Origin of the sequence: Amycolatopsis sp. Poz14, from assembly GCF_006704225.1 — a bacterium.
Taxonomy (GTDB): Bacteria; Actinomycetota; Actinomycetes; order Mycobacteriales; family Pseudonocardiaceae; genus Amycolatopsis; species Amycolatopsis nivea.
Genome location: NZ_JACLHD010000001.1, coordinates 6,374,551 through 6,396,884, shown reverse-complemented (window position 1 = coordinate 6,396,884; position 22,334 = coordinate 6,374,551). Strand labels below are relative to the sequence as shown.

The following is a 22,334-nucleotide window of genomic DNA, read 5'->3' as shown; positions in this document are numbered from 1 at the left end:
GTGCGGGCATCATGCCACCGTCGCCGCACCGCGCTGCGGCGGGAGGGCGGTGTCCGGGAGAACCGCAGGTCACGCGCCTCCGCCGCGGAACTCCTATGCTGGCCCGATGTCGGCAGAGTCGGCCCGGTGGGCGATCCAGGACTTGATCATGACCTACGCCGCGCGCATCGACGCGGGCGATCTGGCCGGAGTGGGCGAACTGTTCCGCGACGGCACCCTGCACAGCGGCGGCGGCCGGACCGGGCGGGAGGCCGTGGAGAACTGGTTCCGCGCCATCCTGGTCATCCATCCCGACGGCACGCCGAGGACCCGCCACGTGACGACGAACGTCCGGATCACGGCGGGGGAGGACACGGCTTCCGCGCACAGCTACTTCACCGTTTTCCAAGCCGCGGAAGGCTTTCCGCTGCAACCCATCGCCGCCGGGCATTACGACGACCGGTTCGTCCGGCGCGGGGACGAGTGGCTGTTCGCGGAGCGGACGCCGGTGCTGCAGATGACCGGGGACCTGACGCGGCATCTGCGGATGGACGTCGTGCGGGCGGCCAGTTCCGCCGGGTAACGGGTGGTCCAGACCTCGCTCGCGGCAGTACGTGAGGGGAACCCTGAGGGAATCTGATTCCGTCAGGGGAACCCTCACGCACGCCCGTGAGGGTTCAGTCCTGTTTGCTCAGCTTCCGCCGCAGGCCGCGCCCGGCGGCGAGGGCCGGGAACGCCAGCAGCGCCCCGGCCCCGAGCGGGATTCCCTGCTGCCACGCGGGGGCCCCGAGAGCGGCGGGCGCGGCTTGCGGGTCGTGGTCGCTGACGCCGCCCCAGCGCGACGGCGGCAGGACGATCACCCGTGCCTTGCCGATGACGTCGTCCACCGGAACGGTGCCGTTCACCCCGCCGCCGCCCTGGCAGCGGGAGTCGCACGAGTTCTCGCGGTTGTCGCCCATCACCCAGAGGCTGCCCTTCGGGACGGTGACCGGGGCGAAGGTCTGCCGCGCCGTCGGCGGCTGGTCGAGCCAGTGCACGTACGGCTCGTCGAGCGGTTTGCCGTCGACCAGGACGCGGCCCTGCGGGTCGCAGCACTGGACGGTCTGGCCGCCGACGGCGATCACGCGTTTCACGAAGTCGCGCTCGTCCGGCGGCGCGAAGCCGACGAGGGAACCGAGGCCGCGCAACGTCTTCGTGAAGAAGTTGCCCGACTCCTGCGGCGCGATCTCGTTAGCGGTCCACGGCTGCGGGCCGCGGAAGACGATGACGTCGCCCGGGGCGGGGTCGGTGAAGTCGTAGGTGACGCGGTCGACGACGACCCGGTCGCCGAAGCAGCCGTCGCAGCCGTGCAGCGTCGTCTCCATCGACGCCGACGGGATCAGGAACACCTTCGCGACGAACTGCTGGATCAGGATCGTCAGCACCAGCGCGATCCCGATCAGGATCGGCAGCTCCTGCCAGAACGGGCGCTTGCGCCGCCCCTTCCTGGGCGGCTCCTCCGCGCCGGGACGGTCGGATCCGGACTCGCCGGGGGCGGGGGCTGGGGGGATCGGGTCGGCCACGCCGTCAGGCTACCCAGATCCGCGCGCCCGGCGGCGGACCGCGCGCGGCCACGATCGGGGGGTCGTGCCGGTGAGCGGGACGGCAACCGGAGAATTCGCCCGCGGGGAAGGAAAACGGGCCGGAACCGGGGACGGATTCCGGAATCCAGCGCCAGCCGGAGCGCCGCGGCACGGTTTGCGTCACGGCGAGACCGGAGTGGGGCGTCGGTCGAGTGGGGTCAGCTGCTCGACGAATTCCGCGACTCGATGGCGTCACGTGTACCGGCTGTGCGCGAGCGCGGAGGCGAGGACGAAGGAAGAACCGACGCGGGTATGCACCTTGCGATGCAACGGTAATCGGACGCGACTACTTCTCGAACGACCCGTGCCTGCCCGCGCCCGCGGCGAACCGGGTAGCACCCGCGAGCGTGTCCGATTCCAAGGACCGAATCCCGTGCCGGAATTCGTTCTCCAGTGCGGATTCCTCGCTCAAGGACTCGCTTTCCAGCAATGCCGCCCGGTCCTCGCGCAAGCAGGTCTGCGGAAACGCGGCGATGTCCCGCGCGAGGGCGATCGCGGCGGGCAGGGACTGCCCGGCAGGCACGACGCGGTTCGCCAAACCGATCCGGTGCGCTTCCGCCGCGTCGACCGGGCGGCCGGTGAGCACCAGGTCGAGCGCGTGGCTCCGGCCGATCAGCCGCGGCAGCCGCACCGTGCCGCCGTCGATCAGCGGGACTCCCCAGCGGCGGCAGAACACGCCGAACACCGCCGTTTCTTCGACGATCCGGAGGTCGGCCCAGATCGCCAGCTCCAGCCCGCCCGCGACGGCATGGCCGGACACCGCCGCGAGCACCGGCTTGCGCAGCCGCAGGCGCGTCGGTCCCATCGGGCCGTCGCCGTCCGGCTCGGTGCGGTTGCCGTGCCCTTCGCTGACCGCCTTGAGGTCCGCGCCCGCGCAGAAAGTCCCGCCGACGCCGTACAGCACCGCGACCGAGGCGTCCGAGGCGTCGAATTCCCGGAAGGCGTCGGCCAGCGCCTCGGCGGTGGCGCGGTCGACGGCGTTGCGCCGCTCCGGCCGGTTGATGCCGATGGTGGTGACCGGACCGTCGTGCTCGACCAGCACAGTGCTCACGCGGGGCCTCCTGGGGGAAGAAGCGGCTGTCCGGGCAGCATGCCACGCCCCGTAGGCTCCGGCACTGGTGTCGGCACGGGAAGGGGAGTGCGAAATGGACGGCCTGGCCGTGTTCGGGTTCGAGCTGGGGGTGCTCAAGCGGGTCCGCCGCGCGGGCTGGTGGCAGGCGGGCGTTCGCGACCCCGAGTCGGTGGCCGAGCACAGCCTCCGCGCGGCGCAGCTGGCCGCGCTGCTCGCCGCCGAGGAAGGCGCGAACCCCGAGCGCGCGGCGTTTCTCGCGCTGTGGCACGACACCCAGGAGACCCGCACCGGCGACCTGCCGCACACCGCCGCGCCGTACCTGACGAAGCCGGAACCGAGGGCGATCACGGCTGACCAGACCGCGAGCCTCCCGCGTGCGTCGGCGGAAACCGTGCAGTCGGCGGTAGACGAGTACGAAACGCGCGAGTCGCCCGAAGCGCGATGCGCGAAGGACGCCGACAAACTCGAGATGCTTTTCCAGGCCCTCGAATACCGCGCGACCGGAGTCTCCACAGTGGACGAATGGCTCGCGTCGGCGCAGGCAGGGCTCTTCACCGAAACCGCCCGGCGCGTCGCCGAAGCAGCCTTGGCGACGTCGCCGCTGTCGTGGCGCTCCCGTTAGACCTCACCCACATGGGCGCACTTTTGGTTTAAGACTGACCTCTCTGGGAAAGATCCAAAGTACGACCATCTCGGGGAGGCACAGGATGAACCGGAAACTCACGGCAACACTGGCCAGTATCGCGGCGATGGCGGCAACGATCGGATTCTCCGCGACCGCGGAGGCGGCGGGCCCGCCGTGCGGCCCCCAGGCGAAGGCGTGCCTGAAGCTCTCGGCGAACACGGCGTGGCTGATGGACAACGGCAAGGTCACCCGCGGCGGCGTGCCGGTCACCGTCGGCAAGCCCAAGTACCCGACCCCGGTCGGCACGTTCCGCGTGCAGTACAAGGACATCGACCACTACAGCAAGCAGTTCCACGGTCCGATGCCGTACTCGGTCTTCTTCACCAACACCGGGGTCGCGTTCCACCAGGGCAGCCTGAAGGTCCAGTCGCACGGCTGCGTCCACCTCTCGCACGCCGACGCGGTGGCGTTCTTCAATGCGCTGCAGCCGGGCGACGTGGTGCAGGTCGTGCGGTAGTCACCCGACGGGCATCGGCCGCCGCAGCGCTTGCCGGCGCAGGCGGCCGAACCCCCTCGGATTGTTGAGGCCGAACACCGCCACGGTCTGCCCGTCGCGGTGATAGGTAGCCAGGAAGGACTCGTCGTCCGGACTGCCGTCGGCGAAGCGCACCTCGTCCTCCGGCGCGGGATGTCCGGCGAGCTGGATGGTCCCGGCGTACTGATCGGACCAGACGTAGCCGCTCGGCTCGTACTCCCGGACCACTTGCCCGGCCAGCAGATTGGCGACCGCGACCGAAGCCTGTTCGGTCGCGTTTGTCCAGTGCTCGTGCCGCGTACCCGCCGGCCCGTACGACGCGACGTCGCCCGCCGCGACCACGTTCGGCAGCGAAGTGACCAGACCGGCATTGGTGCGGACGCCGTTGCTCACCGCCAGCCCGGAGCCGTCGAGCCACTCGACCGCCGGCACCATCCCGATCCCGGCGACGACCACGTCAGCGGGCAGATTCTCGCCGGTTTCCAGCTGTACCCCGGTGACCCGGCCGGAGAGCGTGGAAAGTCCGGCCACCGAGGTGCCACAGCGCAGAGTGACGCCGTTCCGGTCGTGCAGGCGCGCGCAGATCGAGCCGAGTTCCCGACCCAGCACGCGGGCCATCGGCGTCGGCAGCGCCTCCAGCACGGTGACCTCCAAGCCCAGGCTGTTGGCCGTCGACGCCACTTCGGCCCCGATGAACCCGCCGCCCACGATCACCACGCGCGCACCGGGAACCAGCTCGTCGCGCAGGGCGAGCGCGTCGTCCAAGGTGCGCAGAACATGAACTCCGGCAACGGATTCCGTCCCCGGCAAGGCGCGCGCACGGCCACCGGTCGCCAGGACCACGCCGTCCGCTTCCAGCTCCCCGTCCGACAGCACGAGGCGGCCGGTCGCCGGGTCGAGCCGTTCCGCCCGGGTGCCGAGCCGGACGTCCAGCGAAGCCAGATCGTCGGCGTCGAGCAGGTCCAGCGACTCGCGCGACGCGGACCCGGCCAGGAACGCCTTCGACAGCGGCGGCCGGTCGTAGGGGAGATGCGGCTCTTCGCCGACGAGCACCACCCGGCCGTCGAACCCCTGGGCGCGCAGCTCCTGCGCGGCACGGGCGCCGGCGAGCGAGGCGCCGACGATCGCGACCGTTTTCACGCGGCGTCCTCGGCGGCGTCGGCGAGCACGTAGATCACGCCCTCGTCGACGTGCACCTGGTACGTGCGCACCGGCTGCTTGGCGGGCAGGCAGGACGGCATCCCGGTGCGCAGGTCGAACAGCGCCGCGTGCAGCGGGCACTCCACGAAGCATCCTTCGAGCCAGCCGTCGGCCAGTGACGCGTCCTGGTGGGTGCAGGTGTCCCCGATCGCGTACAGCTCTCCGTCGGCGTTGAAGACGGCGATGGGCTCGGGCCCCGCGATCCGGACGGACTCGCCCGGGGGCAGCTCGTCCACAGTGCACGCGCGCAGCATTGATTCCTCCGAAGCCAGTGATTGTTGCGTATTGAGGAACACCCGACGTGATACGCAACAGAGTCTGGGCGTGCCGGAGGGGCGCCGTCAAGAGGTTCCGGGGTGGAGTTTTTCGGAGCGCAGTTCCGGATGAAAGCCCTGGTCGAGGGCGGTTCCCGCGAACGGGTGCGGCACCGCCGCGGGTGCTTGACAGCGCCCCCGCTGAGCCTCATCTTGTTCCGGAGAGGGCAACAAGACGCGTAATACGCAACTTCGATCGTGTGTGAGAGGAGCCCTGCCGGTGACCGCTGTCGACCTCCCGCAGAGCCTGCTGCCGACCCTTCCCGGGCCGCACTACACCGACCCGGCGATCTTCGCCCGGGAGCAGGAGCGGATCTTCGAAGCGGGGTGGTTCTGCGCGGTGCGCAGTGCCGACCTGCCGTCGCCCGGCTCGTTCGAGACCGTGCAGGTCGGTCGCGAAAGCGTGTTGATCGCGCGCGGCCGCGACGGGGCGTTGCGCGCGTTCCTGAACGTGTGCCGCCACCGCGGCGCGCGACTGTGCACCGACGAGAAGGGTTCGGTGAAGCGCGCTTTCCAGTGCATGTACCACGCCTGGACCTACGGTCTCGACGGAAAGCTTGTCGCCGCCCCGAATCTGACCGGGATGCCGGACGTCGACCGCGTCGAATACGGCCTGACGGCGGTGCATCTGCGCGAATGGCTCGGCTACGCCTGGGTTTGCCTCGCCGAAGAAGCACCGTCCTTTGCGGACACTGTGCAGGCGGACGTGAGCGCGCGGCTCGGCGGTCCGGGCGAGATCGAGGCGTACGGGATCGAGAATCTGGCGCTGGGCCGGCGCATCGAGTACGACGTGCGCGCGAACTGGAAGCAGATCATCGAGAATTTCATGGAGTGCTACCACTGCGCGACGATCCATCCGGAACTCACCGAGGTGCTCCCGGAGTTCGCCGACGGGTACGCCGCGCAGTATTTCGTCGGCCACGGCGCGGAATTCGGCTCGGACGTCACCGGGTTCACTGTGGACGGAGGCGACGGTCTGCAGCGCCTCCCGGGCGTCGGCGAGCACCAGGACCGCCGGTACTACGCGATCACGATCCGCCCGCAGGTGTTCGTGAACCTGGTGCCGGACCACGTGATCGTGCACCGGATGTTCCCGCTCGCCCCGGACCGCACGCTCGTCCGCTGCGACTGGCTGTACCTGCCGGAGGTCGTGGAGTCGGGCGCGGACCTCGACCGTTCGGTGGAGCTGTTCCACCGCGTGAACCAGCAGGATTTCGAGGCGTGCGAACGGTGCCAGCAGGCGATGGGCTCGCGCGCCTACGCCCGCGGCGGCGTGCTGGTGCCGAGCGAACACCACATCGGAGAGTTCCATGCCTGGGTGCGCGCCCAGGTCGGCGACTAGGACGCTAGATCAGCGCCCGGATCGCCTTCTCGAAACCGGTCACGTGCTCGAGCGTCAGCGCCGAAGCCTTCTTCGCGTTCCCCTCGGCGATCGCCGTCAGCAGCGGCGAGTGCTCGTCCACGTGCCCGGCCATGCCGCGCAGCCGGGGGAGGAACACGCACCAGATCCGGGTCGCGAGGTTGTCGTAATGAACGAGCGTGTCTTCGAAGAACGGATTGTGCACGCAGCGGTAGATCGCGCGGTGGAGTTCGAGATCGGTGCGCAGGAGTTCGGCGTTTTCCCTCGGTGTGGCCGAATCCAGCTGGTCGCGCAGCCGGACCAGATCGGCGCGGTCCTCGTCGGTCGCGCGCGTGGCGGCGGACGCCGCGGCGGTCGGTTCGAGGGTGCGCCGGACCTCGGAGATGTGGGCGAGGTCGGAGATGTTGACGTCCGTGGCGAACGTGCCGCGACGCGGGTACGCGACCACGAGCCGTTCGGTTTCGAGGCGCTTCAGCGCTTCGCGGATCGGCGTGCGGCCCATGTCGAGGACGCTGCCCGCCCACTCCTCGTTGATCGGGTCGCCCGGCTTGATGTCGAGCATGACGAGGCGGTCGCGCAGGAACTCGTAGGCGCGTTCGGCCAGCGACGGTGCGGCGGCCGGGATGACGTGGTTGACCGGGGTGCTCACCCGGCTTACTCTACAGCGAAGATTGATATATCAGTAGTCGACCAGTCGTCCGATACAGGAGGCCAGCCGGAATGACCACGACGGACCAGCCCCGGCCGCCGGGCGCGGACCTCCCGGACCATCCGGATTTCCTCTGGCGGGACCCGGAGCCGCGGCGCGCGTACGACGTCGTCGTGGTGGGCGGCGGCGGGCACGGCCTCGCCACCGCCTACTACCTCGCCAAGGTGCACGGCATCACGAACGTCGCCGTGCTGGAGAAGGGCTGGCTCGCCGGCGGGAACATGGCCCGCAACACGACGATCATCCGCTCCAACTACCTGTGGGACGAAAGCTCCGGCATCTACGAGCACTCGCTCAAGCTGTGGGAGGGCCTCGAGGAAGACCTCGGCTACCCGATCCTGTTCAGCCAGCGCGGCGTGCTGAACCTCGCGCACAGCCTGCAGGACGTCCGCGACAGCGTGCGCCGGGTGAACGCCAACCGGCTCAACGGGATCGACGCGGAATGGGTCGACGCGGACGGGGTCAAGGAACTCTGCCCGATCGTCAACACCTCGCCGGACGTCCGGTACCCGGTGCTCGGCGCGACCTACCAGCCGCGCGCCGGGATCGCCAAACACGATTACGTGGCTTGGGGTTTCGCCCGCGCGGCGGCCGCGATGGGCGTCGACCTGATCCAGAACTGCGAGGTCACCGGCATCGACACGCGGGACGGCAAGGTCGTCGCGGTCGAGACGAGCCGGGGCCGGATCGCCGCCGGGAAGGTCGCGCTGTGCGCGGCCGGGCACAGTTCGGTGCTGGCGCGGATGGCCGGGATCGACCTGCCGCTGGTGTCGCATCCGCTGCAGGCGCTCGTGTCGGAACTGCTCGAACCGGTGCACCCGACGGTGGTGATGTCGAATGCCGTGCACGTCTACGTTTCCCAGGCGCACAAGGGCGAACTCGTGATGGGCGCGGGCATCGACTCCTACGCCGGCTACGGCCAGCGCGGCGCGTTCCACATCATCGAGGACCAGATGGCCGCCGCGCTGGAGCTGTTCCCGGTGTTCGCGCGGGCGCACCTGCTGCGGACCTGGGCGGGCATCGTCGACGTGACCCCGGACGCGTCGCCGATCGTCGGGCTGACCCCGGTGGAGAACCTGTACCTCAACTGCGGCTGGGGGACCGGCGGGTTCAAGGCCACGCCGGGCGTCGGCGACTGCTTCGCGCACACCGTCGCGAAGGGCAAACCGCATCCGTACGCCGAACCGTTCGCCCTCGACCGGTTCACCACCGGCGCGCTCGTCGACGAGCACGGCGCCGCCGCCGTCGCGCATTAGGAGCCACTGTGCAGCTGATTCCCTGCCCCTGGTGCGGTCCCCGCGAGGAGACCGAATTCCACTACGGCGGCCAAGCCCACGTCGCGTACCCGCAGGAACCGGCGGCGCTGTCGGACGAGGAGTGGGCGAAGTACGTCTTCTTCCGCGCCAACCCGAGCGGCCCGCTCGCCGAGCGCTGGACGCACAGCGCGGGCTGCCGCCGCTGGTTCAACGCCGTCCGCGACACCCGCACCCACGAACTCGCGGCGGTCTACCGCCTCGACGAACCCCGGCCGGTGATCCCATGACCTTCCGCCTCCCCAGCGGCGGCCACGTCGACCGCGACACCCTGCTCCAGTTCACCTTCGACGGCCGCGTCCTCACCGGGCACCCCGGCGACACGCTCGCGTCCGCGCTGCTCGCCAACGGCGTGCACCAGGTCGCGCGGAGCGTCAAGCTCGGCCGTCCGCGCGGCATCATGGCGGCCGGGGTCGAAGAGCCGAACGCGGTGGTGCAGCTGGAAAAGCCGTTCCCCGAACCGATGCAGACCGCGACCACCGTCGAGCTGTACGACGGCCTGGTCGCGCGCAGCCTCTCCGGCCAGGGCCGGCTGGCGACCGAACCGGACCCCGCGAGGTACGACGCGAAGCACCTGCACTGCGACGTGCTCGTGGTCGGCGCCGGTCCGGCCGGGCTCGTCGCGGCCCGCACGGCGGCACGGGCCGGAGCGCGGGTCGTGCTGGTGGACGACCAGCCCGAACCCGGCGGTTCGCTGCTCGGCTCGAATGAGTACCTCGACCTCAAGCCCGCGATCGAGTGGGCCCGCGCGATCGCGGACGAGCTCCGTGCGACCTCGGACGTCGAAGTACTCGACCGGACCACCGCCTTCGGTGCGTACGACGACGGTTTCGTCCTGGCTGTGCAGCACCGGACGTCCGGCGCGGCCCGGCAGCGCGTCTGGCGGATCCGCGCGCAGCAGACCGTCCTGGCGACCGGCGCGCACGAACGCCCGATCGTGTTCCCGGACAACGACCGCCCCGGCATCCTCCTCGCCAACTCCGCACGGACGTACCTGCACCGGTACGGCGTCGTCCCCGGCCGCCGCGCCGTCGTGTTCACCATGGACGATTCCGCCTACGCCGCCGCGATCGACCTCGCCGACGCTGGCGTGGAAATCCCGCTGGTGGTCGACGTCCGCCCGGCCGCCCCGGAAAACTGGGCCGCCGCCTGCGCGGAACGGGGGATCGAAGTCCGGGCCGGGGCCGCGGTGACCGGGACGGAAGGGACCGAACGCGTCACCGGCGTGCGCGTAGCCGAGGAACTGGTCCCGTGCGACACGCTCCTGGTCTCGGGCGGCTGGACCCCGGCGGTCCACCTGTTCAGCCAGCAGCGCGGCCCCCTGCGCTACGAACCCGCGCTCGGCGCGTATCTCCCGGACGGCGACCTCCCGACCGCGCGCGTGGCAGGCAGCGCCAACGGAACCTTCGACTTCGCCGGGTGCGTGCGAGAAGGCCGGGAGGCTGTCGCCGGGGCACCGGAGGAGAACCCGCTCCCGGTCTCGGACGCGCGTCCCCGCGAGCTGGCCCCCGCCGTCGAATGGCAGATCCCCGGCGCGGAGTCCGAAGTGGACACCCGCTTCGTGGACCTCCAGCGCGACGCCACGGTCTCCGACGTGCTCCGCGCGACCGGCGCGGGCCTCACCTCGCTGGAGCACGTCAAGCGCTACACGACCATCGGCACGGCGCACGACCAGGGCAAAACCTCCGGCATGCTCGCCGCCGGGATCACCGCCGAAGCCCTCGGCGTCGACCTCGCGGACCGCCGCCCGACCACCTACCGCCCGCCGTACACGCCCGTCGCCTTCGCGGCGCTGGCCGGGCGGAACCGCGGCGAGCTGCACGACCCCGTCCGCGTCACCGCGCTGCATTCGTGGCACGTCGAGCACGGCGCGGAATTCGAGAACGTCGGCCAGTGGAAGCGCCCGTGGTACTACCCGCAGCCGGGGGAGGACTTGGATGCCGCGGTCCGGCGCGAATGCCTTGCCGCCCGCACCGACGTGGCCATGATGGACGGTTCCACCCTCGGCAAGATCGACGTGCAAGGCCCGGATGCCGCCGAGTTCCTCGACATGCTCTACACGAACCTGATGAGCACGCTCAAGGTCGGCCGGATCCGGTACGGCGTGATGTGCGGCGTCGACGGGATGGTGATCGACGACGGCACCGTCATCCGCGTGGCCGAGGACCGTTTCCTCGTCACCACGACCACCGGCAACGCCGCGATGGTGCTGGACTGGATGGAGGAGTGGCTGCAAACCGAGTGGCCGCACCTGCGCGTGTTCGCCACCTCGGTCACCGAGCACTGGGCCACCGTCGCGCTCGTCGGCCCGCGTTCGCGCGAGATCCTGGCACGCCTCGCACCGGAGCTGGACGTCAGCAACGACGCCTTCGGCTTCATGGCCTGGCGCGACGCCGAGGTGGCCGGGATCGCCGCGCGGGTGTGCCGGATCAGCTTCTCCGGCGAGCTCGCGTACGAGATCAACGTGCCCTCTTGGTACGGCCTCGCGCTCTGGGAAGCGCTGGCGGCGCAAGGAATCACGCCGTACGGCACCGAAACCATGCACGTCCTGCGCGCGGAGAAGGGCTACCCGATCATCGGCCAGGACACCGACGGCACGGTCACCCCGCAGGACCTCGGCATGAGCTGGGCGGTGTCCAAGAAGAAGGCCGACTTCCTCGGCAAACGGTCCTTCTCCCGGGCGGAAAACCTGCGTCCGGACCGCAAGCAGTTCGTCGGCCTGCTGCCGGCCGATCCGACGGTGCTGCTGCCGGAGGGCGCGCAGATCATCGAGACCGCGCACGTCCCGAAGCCGCCGGTCCGCATGCTCGGCCACGTCACCTCCAGCTACCCGAGCGCCGCGCTGGGCCGCACCTTCGCGCTCGCCCTCGTCCGCTCCGGCCGGGAACGGATCGGGGAGACCCTGTACGTCCCGGTCGGCGACGAGGTGGTGCCGGTGACGGTGACCGAATCCGTGCTCTACGACAAGGAGGGGACCCGTCGTGACGGCTAAGACCCTGTCTCCGCTCGCGGAGCACGCGAGCCTGCTCGCCGGCTGCGCGCCGGCCGTGCTCGCCGAGGAACGCCCGTTCGTCTCGCAGCTCAACGTCCGCATCCGGGAAGGCCACGACGCCGCGGCGGCCGTGCTAGGCACCGCGCTGCCGGACGTCTGCCGGTTCACCAGCGGCATCGGCGACGTCCTGTGGCTCGGCCCGGACGAGTACCTCGTGCTCGGCGCGCCCGAAGGCACCGAACAAGCATTGCGGGAAGCGATCGCCGTCGGCGCGGTGACCGACGTGTCCGCGCAGCGCACCACGGTGCGGCTGGCCGGACCGGCGGCCCGCGGCGTCCTGGCGCACGGCTGCGCCGTCGACCTCCACCCGAAGGCCGCGCCGCCGGGCACCTGCGTCCAGACGCTGTACGCCCGCACCGGAATCGTCCTGCTGGTGCGGGAAGCGGGCGAGTTCACCGTGCTCGTGCGCCAGTCGTTCGCCCCCTATTTCGCCGCCTGGCTCGCCGACGCGGCGCTGGAATACCGAGAGGAGGAGTCTTGACCCAGTTCACCTTGACCCTGCACTGCCCCGAGCGCTCCGGGATCGTGCACGCCGTGACGACGTTCCTCGTGAGCAACGGCTGCGACATCGTCGAGCACCAGCAGTTCGACGACGACGTGCACGGGGAACTGTTCCTGCGCACCGAATTCGCCTGCGCCGGACCGGCCACTGTGGACGATCTCACCCGCGAGTTCGACGTCGTCGCCCGCGACTACGCCATGCGGTACCGGTTCTCCGACCGCACCCCGGACCGGCTGCTGGTGATGGTGTCGAAGGCCGGGCACTGCCTCAACGACCTCCTCTTCCGCTGGCGCGCGGGCGCGCTCGTCGCGGAAATCGCGCTCGTCGCGTCCAATCACGAGGACCTGCGCCCGATGGCCGAGGCCGCCGGACTGCCGTTCGTGCACATCCCGGTCACCCCGGCGACCAAGCCGGAGGCCGAACAGCGCCTCCTCGACCTGGTGCGGGACCACGACATCGACCTCGTCGTGCTGGCCCGGTACATGCAGGTCCTCTCCGACGAGCTGTGCCAGAAGCTGCAGGGCCGCGCGATCAACATCCACCACTCGTTCCTGCCCGGGTTCAAGGGCGCGAAACCGTACGCGCAGGCCTACGACCGGGGCGTCAAGTACGTCGGCGCGACCGCGCACTACGTGACCCCCGAACTCGACGAGGGCCCGATCATCGAACAAGAGGTGCAGCGGGTCGACCATTCGCACTCGCCGCGCGCGCTCGCGACCGTCGGCCGCGACGCCGAAGCCCTCGCGCTTTCCCGCGCGGTGCGCTGGCACTGCGAGCGGCGCGTTCTCCTCAACGGCAACCGGACCGTCGTCTTCCGCTGACCTATCCCAGGGAGTTCTCATGACCCGTGTCGTGATCATCGGCGCCGGAATCGTGGGCGCGAACCTCGCCGACGAGCTGACCCTGCGCGGCTGGACCGACGTCACCGTGCTCGACCAGGGCCCGCTGCCGCTGACCGGCGGTTCGACGTCGCACGCGCCCGGGCTGGTGTTCCAGACCAACCCGTCCAAGGCGATGACGGAATTCGCCGGCTACACCGTCGCGAAACTGCTCGACCTCGGCTGTTTCGAGCAGGTCGGCGGCATGGAGGTGGCCAGCACCGCCGCGCGCTGGGAGGACCTGAAACGCAAGCACGGCTGGGCGACGTCGTGGGGCGTCGAGGCGCGGCTGATCGACCCGGACGAATGCGTGCGCCGCTGGCCGATGCTCGACCAGAACCGGATCTACGGCGCGTTGTACGTCCCGACCGACGGGCTCGCCGTCGCCTCGCGCGCGGTGGACGAGCTGATCAAGCGCGCTTCCGCGCGCGGCGCCCGGTTCGTCGGCTCGACCCGCGTGACCGGCATCGAGCAGGCGCACGGGCACGTCACCGGCGTCAAGACGGGCGACGACGTGGTCCCGGCCGACATCGTGGTGTCCTGCGCCGGATTCTGGGGCCGGGAGATCGGCGAGATGGCCGGCATGACCGTGCCGCTGCTGCCGCTCGCGCACCAGTACGCGAAAACGGGCCAGCTCGCCGAACTCGCCGGGGCCGACCCGGTGCACCCGGCGCTGCCGATCCTGCGGCACCAGGACCAGGACCTGTACTTCCGCCAGCACGGCGACCGGCTCGGCATCGGCTCGTACGCGCACCGCCCGATGCCGGTGGACAAGTTCGCCGAACCCGGCGAGGTCACCGCGTCCGCGATGCCCTCGATGCTGCCGTTCACCGAGGACGATTTCGCGCCGTCGTGGGAGGAAAGCAAGCTCCTGCTGCCCGCGCTCGGCCGGACCAAGGCGGAGGAGGGCTTCAACGGCATCTTCTCCTTCACCCCGGACGGCGGTTCGCTCGTGGGCGAATCGAGCGACGTGCGCGGATTCTGGATCGCCGAGGCCATCTGGGTCACGCATTCCGCGGGCATCGCGAAGGCGGTCGCGGAGTCTATTGTGGACGGCCGCTCCGAAACCGATCTGCACGAACTGGACGTGCACCGGTTCGAGGACGTCCAGCTGGCCCCGGAGTACATCCGCGAGACCGCGCAGCAGAACTTCGTGGAGATCTACGACGTGCTGCACCCGCTGCAGCCCCGGCTTTCCCCGCGCGACCTGCGGGTCAGCCCGTTCCACGCCCGGCAGCGCGAGCTGGGCGCGGTGTTCCTGGAGGCGGGCGGCTGGGAACGGCCGCACTGGTTCGAGGCCAACGCGTCGCTGCTGAAAGACCTGCCGCACGACTTCCTCCCGCCCGCTCGTGACGCCTGGGCCGGGCAGTTCCACTCGCCGATCGTGGCGGCCGAGGCCTGGCACACCCGAAACCGCGTCGCGATGTACGACATGACGCCGCTCAAGCGCGTCGAGGTGAGCGGGCCCGGTTCGCTGGAGTTCCTGCAGGGGCTCACGACGAACCAGCTGGCGAAATCGGTCGGCTCGGTGACGTACACGCTGATGCTGGACGACGCGGGCGGCGTGCGCAGCGACATCACCGTGGCACGGCTGGAACCGGAGCTGTTCCAGGTCGGCATCAACGGCAACATCGACGTCGCGTACCTGCGCAGCCGCGCCCCGGAAGGCGTCCGGGTCGTCGACACCACCGGCGGCACCTGCTGCATCGGCGTATGGGGTCCGCTCGCCCGCGACCTGGTGCAACCGCTGTCGGCGGAAGACCTTTCGCACACCGGGCTCAAGTACTTCCGCGGCCGCCGGGCCCGGATCGCCGGGGTGCCGGTGACGATCCTGCGACTGTCCTATGTGGGCGAACTCGGCTGGGAGATCTACACCTCCGCGGACAACGGCCAGCGCCTGTGGGACGCGCTGTGGCAGGCCGGGCAAGGGTTGGGCGTCATCGCGGCCGGGCGCGGCGCGTTCAACAGCCTCCGGCTGGAGAAGGGCTACCGGCTGTGGGGCACCGACATGACCACCGAGCACGACCCGTACGAGGCCGGGGTCGGGTTCGCGGTGCGCCCGGCGAAGGGCGAGTTCGCCGGGCGGGCCGCCATCGACGGCCGCAGCGAGGAAACCTCGGCGCGGCGGCTGCGCTGCCTCACCGTGGACGACGGCCGGACCGTCGTGCTGGGCAAGGAACCGGTGTTCGTGGACGGCGCCGCCGCGGGTTACGTCACGAGCGCGGCTTACGGCTACACGATCGGCCGTCCCATCGCGTACGCCTGGCTGCCCGGCTCGGTGGCGATCGGCGACCAGGTGGAAATCGAGTATTTCGGACGGCGAGTCGCCGCGACGGTAGCCGCGGAACCGCTGGTCGACCCCGGGATGGAGCGCATCCGGCGCTGAGTGGAAGGGACCCTGCCATGCGGGACCAGATCGTGAGCGACTTCCTGAACACCCTCGCCCGGCCCGCGATCCCGGCTCCGGCCGGGGCGACGGTCGCGGCCCTCGCCCTCGCGCAAGCGGCGGCCCTGCTCAGCCGGGCCGCCGGCGGCGACGCCGAAGCGGACCAGCTGACCCGGCACGCGTTGCGGCTGGCGGAGATCGACGCCCACGCCGTCACGCACGACGTGCCCGACCGCGCCCAGCCCGCCGCGGACGTGGTCGCGGTGGCAGTGGAGGTGGTCCGGGTGGCGGAACGGCTGCTGTCCATTGTGGACCCGGCGGCCCTGCCGGACGTCTCCGCGGCGGCGGAAATGGCGCGTTCGTCCGCGATGACCGCACGGGTCGCCGTCGAAGCCCGGCACGGCGTCCTGCTGGCCGCGGAGCCGGACGAGATCGCCGAGAGAGCCGCCCGGGTCACGGAGGCGGTGCGGGTCCGTGAAGGACTCCTCGAAGGAATCTGATTCCCTCAAGGAGCCCTTCACAGACGTCGGGCGGCGGACCGCGGCGGGGGACGCGAGCGGCGGGGGACGCGAGCGGCGGCGGCCGGACAGTGGCAAGATCTGCGGTGTTCCCCAGGAGACCCGTCCCCGAGAACACCGCAGTGAGGATCGCCGCATGGCTGTGCCGCCCCTGCTCACGCTGAACAATTCGGTCGTCATCCCGCAGCTCGGACTCGGCATGTACCAAGTCCGTCCGGACCAGGTCGCGAAGGTTGTTGCGACGGCGTTCGAAGCCGGGTACCGCAGCATCGACACCGCCGCCATGTACGGCAACGAAGCCGAGGTCGGCGCGGCGGTGCGGGAGTCCGGGCTGCCGCGCGAGGACGTCTTCGTGACCACCAAGGTCTGGAACACCGACCACGGCTACGACAACACCCTGCGCGCGTTCGACCGCAGCGCCGAAGCCCTCGGCCTCGGCCCGGTCGACCTGTACCTGATCCACTGGCCGAAACCGGAGCTGGACCGCTACGTCGAGACCTGGCGCGCGCTCGAACTGCTGCTCAACGAGGGCCGTGTCCGGGCGATCGGCGTGTCGAACTTCGGCGTCGACCACCTGCGCCGCCTGCTCGACGAGACCGACGTCGTGCCGGTGGTCAACCAGGTCGAACTGCACCCGTGGCAGCAGCAGGCCCCGCTGCGCGCGTTCCACGCCGAGCACGGCATCGCGACCGAGGCGTGGAGCCCGCTGGCCCGCGGCCGGAACCTGAACGACCGGGTGATCACGGCGCTGGCGGCGAAGTACGGGAAGACGCCCGCCCAGCTGGTGCTGCGCTGGCACCTGCAGCTGGGCATCATCGCGATCCCGAAGTCGGCGACCCCGTCGCGGATCCGGGAGAACGCGGACGTGTTCGACTTCGAACTCGCCGAGGACGACCTGCTGGCCCTGGCAGAACTCGACTCCTGAACGGCCGGCCGGGAAGCGCGGATGCCCGCCGCGGCTTCGGGAATCAAGGCCTGCCCCGGACGCGCCGCACCGCCTCAGCCCAGGGTGCGTGCGCGTCGCAGCGGCAGTCAGTTGCGCGGATGCCGGTCGCTGCGGCTTCGGGAGCCCAAGGCCTGCCCGGGATGCGCCTCACTGCCTCAGCCCAGGGTGCATGCGCGTCGCAGCGGCGGCAGCCAGCTGTGCGGGTTTTGGCGGCTTCCTCGCGGCCCCGGAAACACCGCACCGCCCCAGCCGAGGGAGGAGGCGGTGCTTGCCGTTCGAGGTTCAGGCGGTGCATGCCCGTCGTTGCGGTGCCAGGCTGCTGCGCGGGTTCTGGCGATGTCCTCGAGGCTTGCCCCACATACACCGCACCGCCCCAGCCCAGGCGAGGGCGGAGGCGGTGCCAGCGAGTTCGAAAATCAGGAAGCGCGGATGCCCGCCGCCGCGAAGTCGGCCAGCTGGGCCGGTTCCTTGAGGAACGCGCGGAAGCTCTGCGTGCCGCGCTGCTGGACCTCGTCGATCGTCTTCCCGGACAGGCCGACGAACGGGTAGTCCGCGGGCGGGCCGGAGCCGATCGGCATCGCGGGGGAGCCGATGACGTCCGGCTTGGACTTCGAGAGCTGGGTCACCCAGTACGACGATTCGGGGATCCAGCCGTCGGGCAGTCCGCCGATCGTGTCGAGCGAGGATTTGCCGGTGAGCGCGTTCAGCACCTCGGAGGCGGGCTTGCTCTGCACGGCCACGTGCACGCAGCTGCCGTGGACCTGGGTGAGGTCCTGGTTCCAGCGCGCCGCCGCGGTCTCGACCGGCTTGGCGATCTGCGGGGTCACCACGATCCGGACGTCGGTGCGGCCGCCGTTGCAGCTCGCGGCCTGCGCCTCGGCGCGGTTGTTGAGCACGCTGTCGGCCCAGTTCCAGCCGACCACGCCGAGCGTGGCCAGCACCACGAGCCCGACAGCCACGAGAGGCCACTTCGCGATCCGCCTGCGAGGCGCCTTCTTGGCGACGATCCGGTGCGACCCGGTCGTCTCGCTGCGGCCGGCGGGCCGCTTCGGCGGGTCGAGAGGGTGCGGCACCGGCTCCTCGGGCAGGCTGTGACGCCCCATCGTTGTCCTTTCGTGACCTGCACAACACGCTCAGTTATGCAATCGAATCGTTATCACTCTATCAGGCCAGCGACCTGCGGTGAATACCGTTACGCAGAGTTGTCAGCTCCACGGCCGGGCGACTCCGGCACGGGATCCGGCGGCTGGGCCGGGTCGGCGAGAAGGTCGCGGCAGAGGCCGATCAGGCGGGCCCGCAGCGGCGCGGCCCGCTCGGCGAATCCGGCCTGGGCGCGGGCGTAGGAGGCCCGCCCTTCGGCGGTCTCGATCGGCACCGGCCGGTAGCCGTAGTCCGCTAGATCGTACGGGCTGGCCCGCATGTCCAGTTCACGGACGTCCGCGGCGAGCGCGAAACAGTCGCCGATCAGCTCGGCGGGCACGAACGGATCGAGCTTGTAAGCCCACTTGAAAAGATCCCTCTCGATTGCCGAAGTACCTACTTAGTGCTTGACCAGGTTACTTCACAGCGAGTCACGACCCGTCACGTATGGGGTTGCTGCGCATGTAGCCAACCCCCACGCCGACAAGTGAAGGGGTTGATGACTGTGAGTGAAGAAGCGTTACCGTGTGCGTGGTATGGCCGCAAGTCGGTCGTGAAGGACGACAAGGATGCGGACAGCATCGAAGTCCAGCGCATGAAGTGTGATCAGTACTGCGAGACGCGTGAGCCTGAGCGATGGGTGATCACGGCTGAGTACGTCGACGAGGGAATCTCAGCCAGCAAGGGGCTGTATCGGCCCGGGTTCATGCGTCTCATCGCTGACATCGAATCTGGGGCCGTCAAGCGGGTGGTTGTGCGCGAGCAAGCGCGCCTATCCCGCGATGATCTTGAACTGCTGCTCTTCCTCCGCACGGTGAAGGCGCATGAGGTGGAGGTACGCGACGCGTCCGGCAGGGAGATCAAGAACGATCTTCACACGAAGCTCAAGGCGTTGGTCGACACGGACTATGCGGACTCCGTGAAGAAGAACTCAACCGAACATCAGGAGTGGGTCGCCGTCACGGGCCGTCCGCCAGGCACCGGCAAGCGCCCGTATGGCTACACGAAGAACTACGCGTCAGTGGTGGAGGAAGAAGCGGAGGTCATCCGTGAGATGGCGAAGCGTGTGCTTGCAGGAGACGCGCTCTACACCATCGCCAAGGACCTGAACGAACGCGGAACGTTGAAGTACACGGGGAACACGTGGAAGACGCAGGACATCAGCCTGATTCTCAAGCGCTCCGAGAACGCCCGTATCCGCACGTACAAAGGTGTTGAGTACCCAAACGGGCAATGGGATGAGATCTATGACGAGGACACGTACCGCAAGCTGCGTTTGGTGCTTGACGAGAACGAACCGTTCAGCAGGAACACCAAAGTGAAGTACCTCTTGACGGGGGTGTTGGCCTGTGGACTGTGCGGCGTCCTTCTGAGCGCCAAGACAGACCGCTATTGGTGTAACCCGAACCGTGGCGGATGCGGCAAGGTCACGCGGAACATGAAAGCCGTTGATGACTACATGATTCGCCTGACGTACGAGCACATCAAGCGCTTGCCCAAGCCCAACGCTGAGCCCGTGAAGGAAGACACGACGCAGCAGGAAATTGAGCTGCTGCAACAGGAACGGGCGGATACGGTGCAGGCCAAGAAGGATGGTGTGATCACGTTGAAGGACATGTCAGAGCTAGTGCGTGACATCGACTTCAAGCTCAAAGAGCTTCAGAAGCACGCAGCACAGACCGCGCTGACGATCCCCGTAGACACTGCGGAGGAGTTTTTGAACAGCGACACGGACAGGAAGCGATCGGTGATCAAGCGCATCTATGGTGTGGTCGGGCTGAACCCCACAGGGAGGAAGGGCAAGCGCTTCCATCCTTCACAGTTGGAATTTTGACCCTGAAACGCAAAACACCCCCGATACCAAGCGGAAGGTATCGGGGGTGTTCTCTTATCGTAGGATCGTTCGGACGTCGTTGGCAGTGGCTTCATCGAACGTCGCATCTTCAAGCGCGCTCGTGATGTATTCAATCCACTGCTCTCCTGGTAGTTCGTTCATACATGCCTACTACATGTCGCACACAGCGTGACACAAAGAAAACGCCCCACCTATCACATGTCGGGGGACTGTGATAGGTGGGGCGTTTCATATGCGCCGCAACGCGGACGGGCGATCAACGCGGACGGCGCACACAGCACGAGCAATACCTAGCGGAGAAAGGAGAAAGACGCTAGGGCTCAAGCGCTGCGCGTCATCCCTGCCCCGGGATAATAGCGGCACCCGAATACATCGGGAACCCGCCGTGATCCTGCAACTCACGCGCTTCGCTGACAGGGATTAGCTCGCCGTCCTGCTCACAGAACATCTTAGCCTGCCTATTCAACGTGGCCTCTGTGTTCGTGCGCTCCTCAAGCGACGCGACGTTAAGGAACACGTCGAACGCCTTAAGGTACGTCGCCATTTCGACGCTCACGGGAGCAGCGTTCGGGAGTCCCTTAACCAACCTGTCCAATGCGGGGGACTCAAGGTGTGCGAACCCATAGAACGGCACGAGGTGAGCCACGCCCTGTAGCTCAGGCTGATTGCCAAGACGCACAGGGGCGATATGCGTAACCATGTAAGTGAACAATGCAATCACGCTGGCAAGGTTGGGCAGCTCGGCGCGAAGCTTCTTAAGCCCTGCAAGCGCTTCCTTAGTCTGGGAATCCCACGTAGCAGGGTTCACGGCGAATGCGTGCGGGACGCTGGCAACATCCTTGTTGAGCGGGTCAAGGGCCTTGTTGAGGTGATCCGCAACAACGTCATAGATCACGTGGGGATCATTAACCACGGTGCCGTAAACATCACCACGGAATGCGTCAACCACACCGTCTAGGGCGACCTTTACCTGTGCCACGCTGAATGATGCGGAGATCGCGACACGCTCAAGCAACGCGGGCACCTCATCGGCGGATGCGTTCGCGATTTCGAGCGCAGTGGGGGGAGCGGCAATGTTCGTCGTCGCGTTCAACTTGGCGCGCTTATCGGCGATGTTCTCCGGAATCTCAAACCCAAACGCCTCGTACTGATTGAGGAGTGATAGGACTGCGTTAATGCGTGCGTCGTGTTCAGGGGTGAATGCCATTGTGTTATTCCTTTTCGTTCTCTGTGTGTTCGTTTGTCGTGGGCTTGCTCTGCATAAGCCCGTTACCGGGGTGTTCCTCTGAAGGGCGAAAGCGTCGTGCCCTACGTGTCAATTGCGTCTGCCTACCTTCGCGCGCACTCTTTGTTGCGTGGCACTTGGTGCATACGCCTTGCAAATTCGAGTAAGCGTGATTGTCGCCGCGTTCGATGTGATCTACTTCGGTGCTGCGTCCCGTGCATCCCGTGTAGTGCAATCGGCATTGTGGATCACGCTTCAGAATGTCACGCCGAATGCGATGCCAGTCACGCGGCAAACGGTCACGGCGATTCGACGTGTTCCATGCCATGCTCTAAATGACTTTCTAACTATTTCCGAAATTTATTTTTCAAGCGCGCAACCCAAAAGCTCACCTATGGTCGAGGTTGGGCGAAAACCCGTACAGGGCGTGGGTGATAGGATGCGAGCGGAGAGGAGGTGAGCGTCAATGCCAGGATTGCCAGTGTCGCGTAACAGGATCGCCCGTGAGGCGTGCGAGGCTCTGCGCTTTCTCCTCGTCTGTGCGCGGGTCATCGTGCGGGGACTCCCACGGTGGCGGCTGAGCGGCAATGGACCACGTGTAACCACGCAATGCGCGGCCACGGTCGAACGCAACACCATCGTTCCATTGCTTGCGGTATTCGCGCATGTAAGCCTTAGGGGCGCACGCTGCGCAGACGTGCATCACGTAATGCCCGCGCAAGCGAATGCGTTTCGTGCCCTCGCCGGTACATGCTTCGCTGAGCTGCGATCCGCACGTGGTGCTCACCGTGTCACTCCCTAAATTCCGATTCCAATTACCGCGCCAAATTTAATTGACATTTCAACCCGTACCTTTCCCCCTTACTGCTATACGCGGCGACTAAGGGGAGGGGCGGGGGAGTAATCCCCCCTGCCCCTGTGCTGTCAGGAACGCCCATCCGCACGCGCACAAAGCGCGCAGTAAGCGCACACGCAAATTGCGAAATGTAATGCGAAAACAAAAAGCGGCAATAACTCTGTACTGCACTACGTCCACGCTCACGCACTGCGATAACTACTACTCACTCAATCTCAAGCGAACGTGTTGTCATTCGGCGTGAGTT

General features: G+C 68.4%; 20 protein-coding genes and 1 pseudogene. 13 read left to right on the top strand and 8 right to left on the bottom strand.

What is annotated here, in order from left to right; all coding sequences use genetic code 11:
• Positions 1-106: 106 nt before the first annotated feature.
• Positions 107-562: a nuclear transport factor 2 family protein gene (locus tag FKO37_RS29940; protein WP_063762885.1), complete on the top strand. Its 456-nt coding sequence runs from the start codon at positions 107-109 to the stop codon at positions 560-562.
• A 94-nt stretch (positions 563-656) separates the two neighbouring features.
• On the opposite strand, the gene lepB is transcribed toward FKO37_RS29940, so the two are convergent.
• The gene (gene lepB / locus FKO37_RS29935; RefSeq protein ID WP_037814339.1) at positions 657-1,541 is read right to left on the bottom strand and encodes a signal peptidase I; all 885 of its coding nucleotides are present in this window, start codon (positions 1,539-1,541) and stop codon (positions 657-659) included.
• 346 nt (positions 1,542-1,887) lie between these two features.
• Positions 1,888-2,652 (bottom strand): crotonase/enoyl-CoA hydratase family protein, encoded by a 765-nt coding sequence (locus FKO37_RS29930; RefSeq protein WP_037814338.1) that lies wholly within the window; start codon positions 2,650-2,652, stop codon positions 1,888-1,890.
• Positions 2,653-2,746: 94 nt separating this feature from the next.
• On the opposite strand from FKO37_RS29930, the gene FKO37_RS29925 reads away from it, so the two are divergent.
• Complete coding sequence (locus FKO37_RS29925; RefSeq protein ID WP_238606641.1) at positions 2,747-3,295, top strand: HD family hydrolase; 549 nt, start codon at positions 2,747-2,749, stop codon at positions 3,293-3,295.
• Between the two features lie 85 nt (positions 3,296-3,380).
• A complete protein-coding gene (locus tag FKO37_RS29920; protein ID WP_037814335.1) occupies positions 3,381-3,815 on the top strand; it encodes a L,D-transpeptidase in 435 nt (144 codons plus the stop codon).
• On the opposite strand, the gene FKO37_RS29915 is transcribed toward FKO37_RS29920, so the two are convergent.
• Both FKO37_RS29915 and FKO37_RS29910 read right to left on the bottom strand, forming a co-directional pair.
• Positions 3,816-4,973 (bottom strand): FAD-dependent oxidoreductase, encoded by a 1,158-nt coding sequence (locus tag FKO37_RS29915; RefSeq protein WP_238606640.1) that lies wholly within the window; start codon positions 4,971-4,973, stop codon positions 3,816-3,818.
• Complete coding sequence (locus FKO37_RS29910) at positions 4,970-5,287, bottom strand: bifunctional 3-phenylpropionate/cinnamic acid dioxygenase ferredoxin subunit (RefSeq protein WP_037814333.1); 318 nt, start codon at positions 5,285-5,287, stop codon at positions 4,970-4,972. Before FKO37_RS29910 ends, FKO37_RS29915 begins: the two co-directional genes overlap by 4 nt.
• Positions 5,288-5,567: 280 nt before the next feature.
• Between FKO37_RS29910 and FKO37_RS29905 the strand changes: the two genes are divergently transcribed.
• Complete coding sequence (locus FKO37_RS29905; RefSeq protein ID WP_238606639.1) at positions 5,568-6,689, top strand: aromatic ring-hydroxylating dioxygenase subunit alpha; 1,122 nt, start codon at positions 5,568-5,570, stop codon at positions 6,687-6,689.
• 4 nt (positions 6,690-6,693) lie between these two features.
• Here the strand turns inward: FKO37_RS29905 and FKO37_RS29900 are convergent, their stop codons facing one another.
• Positions 6,694-7,356 carry a GntR family transcriptional regulator gene (locus tag FKO37_RS29900; protein WP_199817716.1) on the bottom strand — a complete coding sequence of 221 codons (663 nt, stop codon included), beginning with the start codon at positions 7,354-7,356 and terminating at the stop codon, positions 6,694-6,696.
• A gap of 71 nt (positions 7,357-7,427) precedes the next feature.
• Between FKO37_RS29900 and FKO37_RS29895 the strand changes: the two genes are divergently transcribed.
• The 8 genes from FKO37_RS29895 (at position 7,428) to FKO37_RS29860 (ending at position 16,990) form a co-directional block, all read left to right on the top strand.
• Positions 7,428-8,672 (top strand): sarcosine oxidase subunit beta family protein, encoded by a 1,245-nt coding sequence (locus tag FKO37_RS29895; RefSeq protein WP_134733982.1) that lies wholly within the window; start codon positions 7,428-7,430, stop codon positions 8,670-8,672.
• A gap of 8 nt (positions 8,673-8,680) precedes the next feature.
• Positions 8,681-8,959 carry a sarcosine oxidase subunit delta gene (locus FKO37_RS29890; RefSeq protein ID WP_037814329.1) on the top strand — a complete coding sequence of 93 codons (279 nt, stop codon included), beginning with the start codon at positions 8,681-8,683 and terminating at the stop codon, positions 8,957-8,959.
• Complete coding sequence (locus tag FKO37_RS29885) at positions 8,956-11,721, top strand: 2Fe-2S iron-sulfur cluster-binding protein (protein WP_238606638.1); 2,766 nt, start codon at positions 8,956-8,958, stop codon at positions 11,719-11,721. Before FKO37_RS29890 ends, FKO37_RS29885 begins: the two co-directional genes overlap by 4 nt.
• Positions 11,711-12,262 (top strand): sarcosine oxidase subunit gamma, encoded by a 552-nt coding sequence (locus FKO37_RS29880; RefSeq protein WP_238606637.1) that lies wholly within the window; start codon positions 11,711-11,713, stop codon positions 12,260-12,262. The genes FKO37_RS29885 and FKO37_RS29880 overlap by 11 nt, the downstream gene beginning before the upstream one ends.
• Positions 12,259-13,104 (top strand): formyltetrahydrofolate deformylase, encoded by an 846-nt coding sequence (gene purU, locus FKO37_RS29875; protein ID WP_238606636.1) that lies wholly within the window; start codon positions 12,259-12,261, stop codon positions 13,102-13,104. The genes FKO37_RS29880 and purU overlap by 4 nt, the downstream gene beginning before the upstream one ends.
• A 19-nt stretch (positions 13,105-13,123) precedes the next feature.
• Positions 13,124-15,547 carry an FAD-dependent oxidoreductase gene (locus tag FKO37_RS29870; RefSeq protein WP_238606635.1) on the top strand — a complete coding sequence of 808 codons (2,424 nt, stop codon included), beginning with the start codon at positions 13,124-13,126 and terminating at the stop codon, positions 15,545-15,547.
• Between the two features lie 17 nt (positions 15,548-15,564).
• Positions 15,565-16,047 carry a hypothetical protein gene (locus FKO37_RS29865; RefSeq protein WP_134733978.1) on the top strand — a complete coding sequence of 161 codons (483 nt, stop codon included), beginning with the start codon at positions 15,565-15,567 and terminating at the stop codon, positions 16,045-16,047.
• Positions 16,048-16,201: 154 nt separating this feature from the next.
• Positions 16,202-16,990: an aldo/keto reductase gene (locus tag FKO37_RS29860; RefSeq protein ID WP_037814324.1), complete on the top strand. Its 789-nt coding sequence runs from the start codon at positions 16,202-16,204 to the stop codon at positions 16,988-16,990.
• A 437-nt stretch (positions 16,991-17,427) separates the two neighbouring features.
• On the opposite strand, the gene FKO37_RS29855 is transcribed toward FKO37_RS29860, so the two are convergent.
• Both FKO37_RS29855 and FKO37_RS29850 read right to left on the bottom strand, forming a co-directional pair.
• Positions 17,428-18,114 (bottom strand): substrate-binding domain-containing protein, encoded by a 687-nt coding sequence (locus tag FKO37_RS29855; RefSeq protein ID WP_078870511.1) that lies wholly within the window; start codon positions 18,112-18,114, stop codon positions 17,428-17,430.
• 89 nt (positions 18,115-18,203) lie between these two features.
• A pseudogene (locus tag FKO37_RS29850) lies at positions 18,204-18,527 on the bottom strand (3-methyladenine DNA glycosylase); the annotation flags it as partial.
• A 129-nt stretch (positions 18,528-18,656) separates the two neighbouring features.
• On the opposite strand from FKO37_RS29850, the gene FKO37_RS29845 reads away from it, so the two are divergent.
• Positions 18,657-19,985 carry a recombinase family protein gene (locus tag FKO37_RS29845; protein ID WP_238606634.1) on the top strand — a complete coding sequence of 443 codons (1,329 nt, stop codon included), beginning with the start codon at positions 18,657-18,659 and terminating at the stop codon, positions 19,983-19,985.
• 355 nt (positions 19,986-20,340) lie between these two features.
• Here FKO37_RS29845 and FKO37_RS29840 read toward each other — a convergent pair whose 3' ends face one another.
• Positions 20,341-21,213 (bottom strand): hypothetical protein, encoded by an 873-nt coding sequence (locus tag FKO37_RS29840; RefSeq protein ID WP_238606633.1) that lies wholly within the window; start codon positions 21,211-21,213, stop codon positions 20,341-20,343.
• Positions 21,214-22,334: the final 1,121 nt, after the last annotated feature.

Excerpts from the sequence above, each read along its gene's own strand:
- FKO37_RS29910 (WP_037814333.1), bottom strand. The coding sequence starts at position 5,287 with ATGCTGCGCGCGTGCACTGTGGACGAGCTGCCCCCGGGCGAGTCCGTC.
- FKO37_RS29940 (WP_063762885.1), top strand. The coding sequence starts at position 107 with ATGTCGGCAGAGTCGGCCCGGTGGGCGATCCAGGACTTGATCATGACC.
- FKO37_RS29925 (WP_238606641.1), top strand. The coding sequence starts at position 2,747 with ATGGACGGCCTGGCCGTGTTCGGGTTCGAGCTGGGGGTGCTCAAGCGG.
- FKO37_RS29895 (WP_134733982.1), top strand. The coding sequence starts at position 7,428 with ATGACCACGACGGACCAGCCCCGGCCGCCGGGCGCGGACCTCCCGGAC.
- FKO37_RS29840 (WP_238606633.1), bottom strand. The coding sequence starts at position 21,213 with ATGGCATTCACCCCTGAACACGACGCACGCATTAACGCAGTCCTATCA.
- FKO37_RS29855 (WP_078870511.1), bottom strand. The coding sequence starts at position 18,114 with ATGGGGCGTCACAGCCTGCCCGAGGAGCCGGTGCCGCACCCTCTCGAC.
- FKO37_RS29920 (WP_037814335.1), top strand. The coding sequence starts at position 3,381 with ATGAACCGGAAACTCACGGCAACACTGGCCAGTATCGCGGCGATGGCG.
- FKO37_RS29885 (WP_238606638.1), top strand. The coding sequence starts at position 8,956 with ATGACCTTCCGCCTCCCCAGCGGCGGCCACGTCGACCGCGACACCCTG.
- FKO37_RS29865 (WP_134733978.1), top strand. The coding sequence starts at position 15,565 with ATGCGGGACCAGATCGTGAGCGACTTCCTGAACACCCTCGCCCGGCCC.
- FKO37_RS29860 (WP_037814324.1), top strand. The coding sequence starts at position 16,202 with ATGGCTGTGCCGCCCCTGCTCACGCTGAACAATTCGGTCGTCATCCCG.
- FKO37_RS29870 (WP_238606635.1), top strand. The coding sequence starts at position 13,124 with ATGACCCGTGTCGTGATCATCGGCGCCGGAATCGTGGGCGCGAACCTC.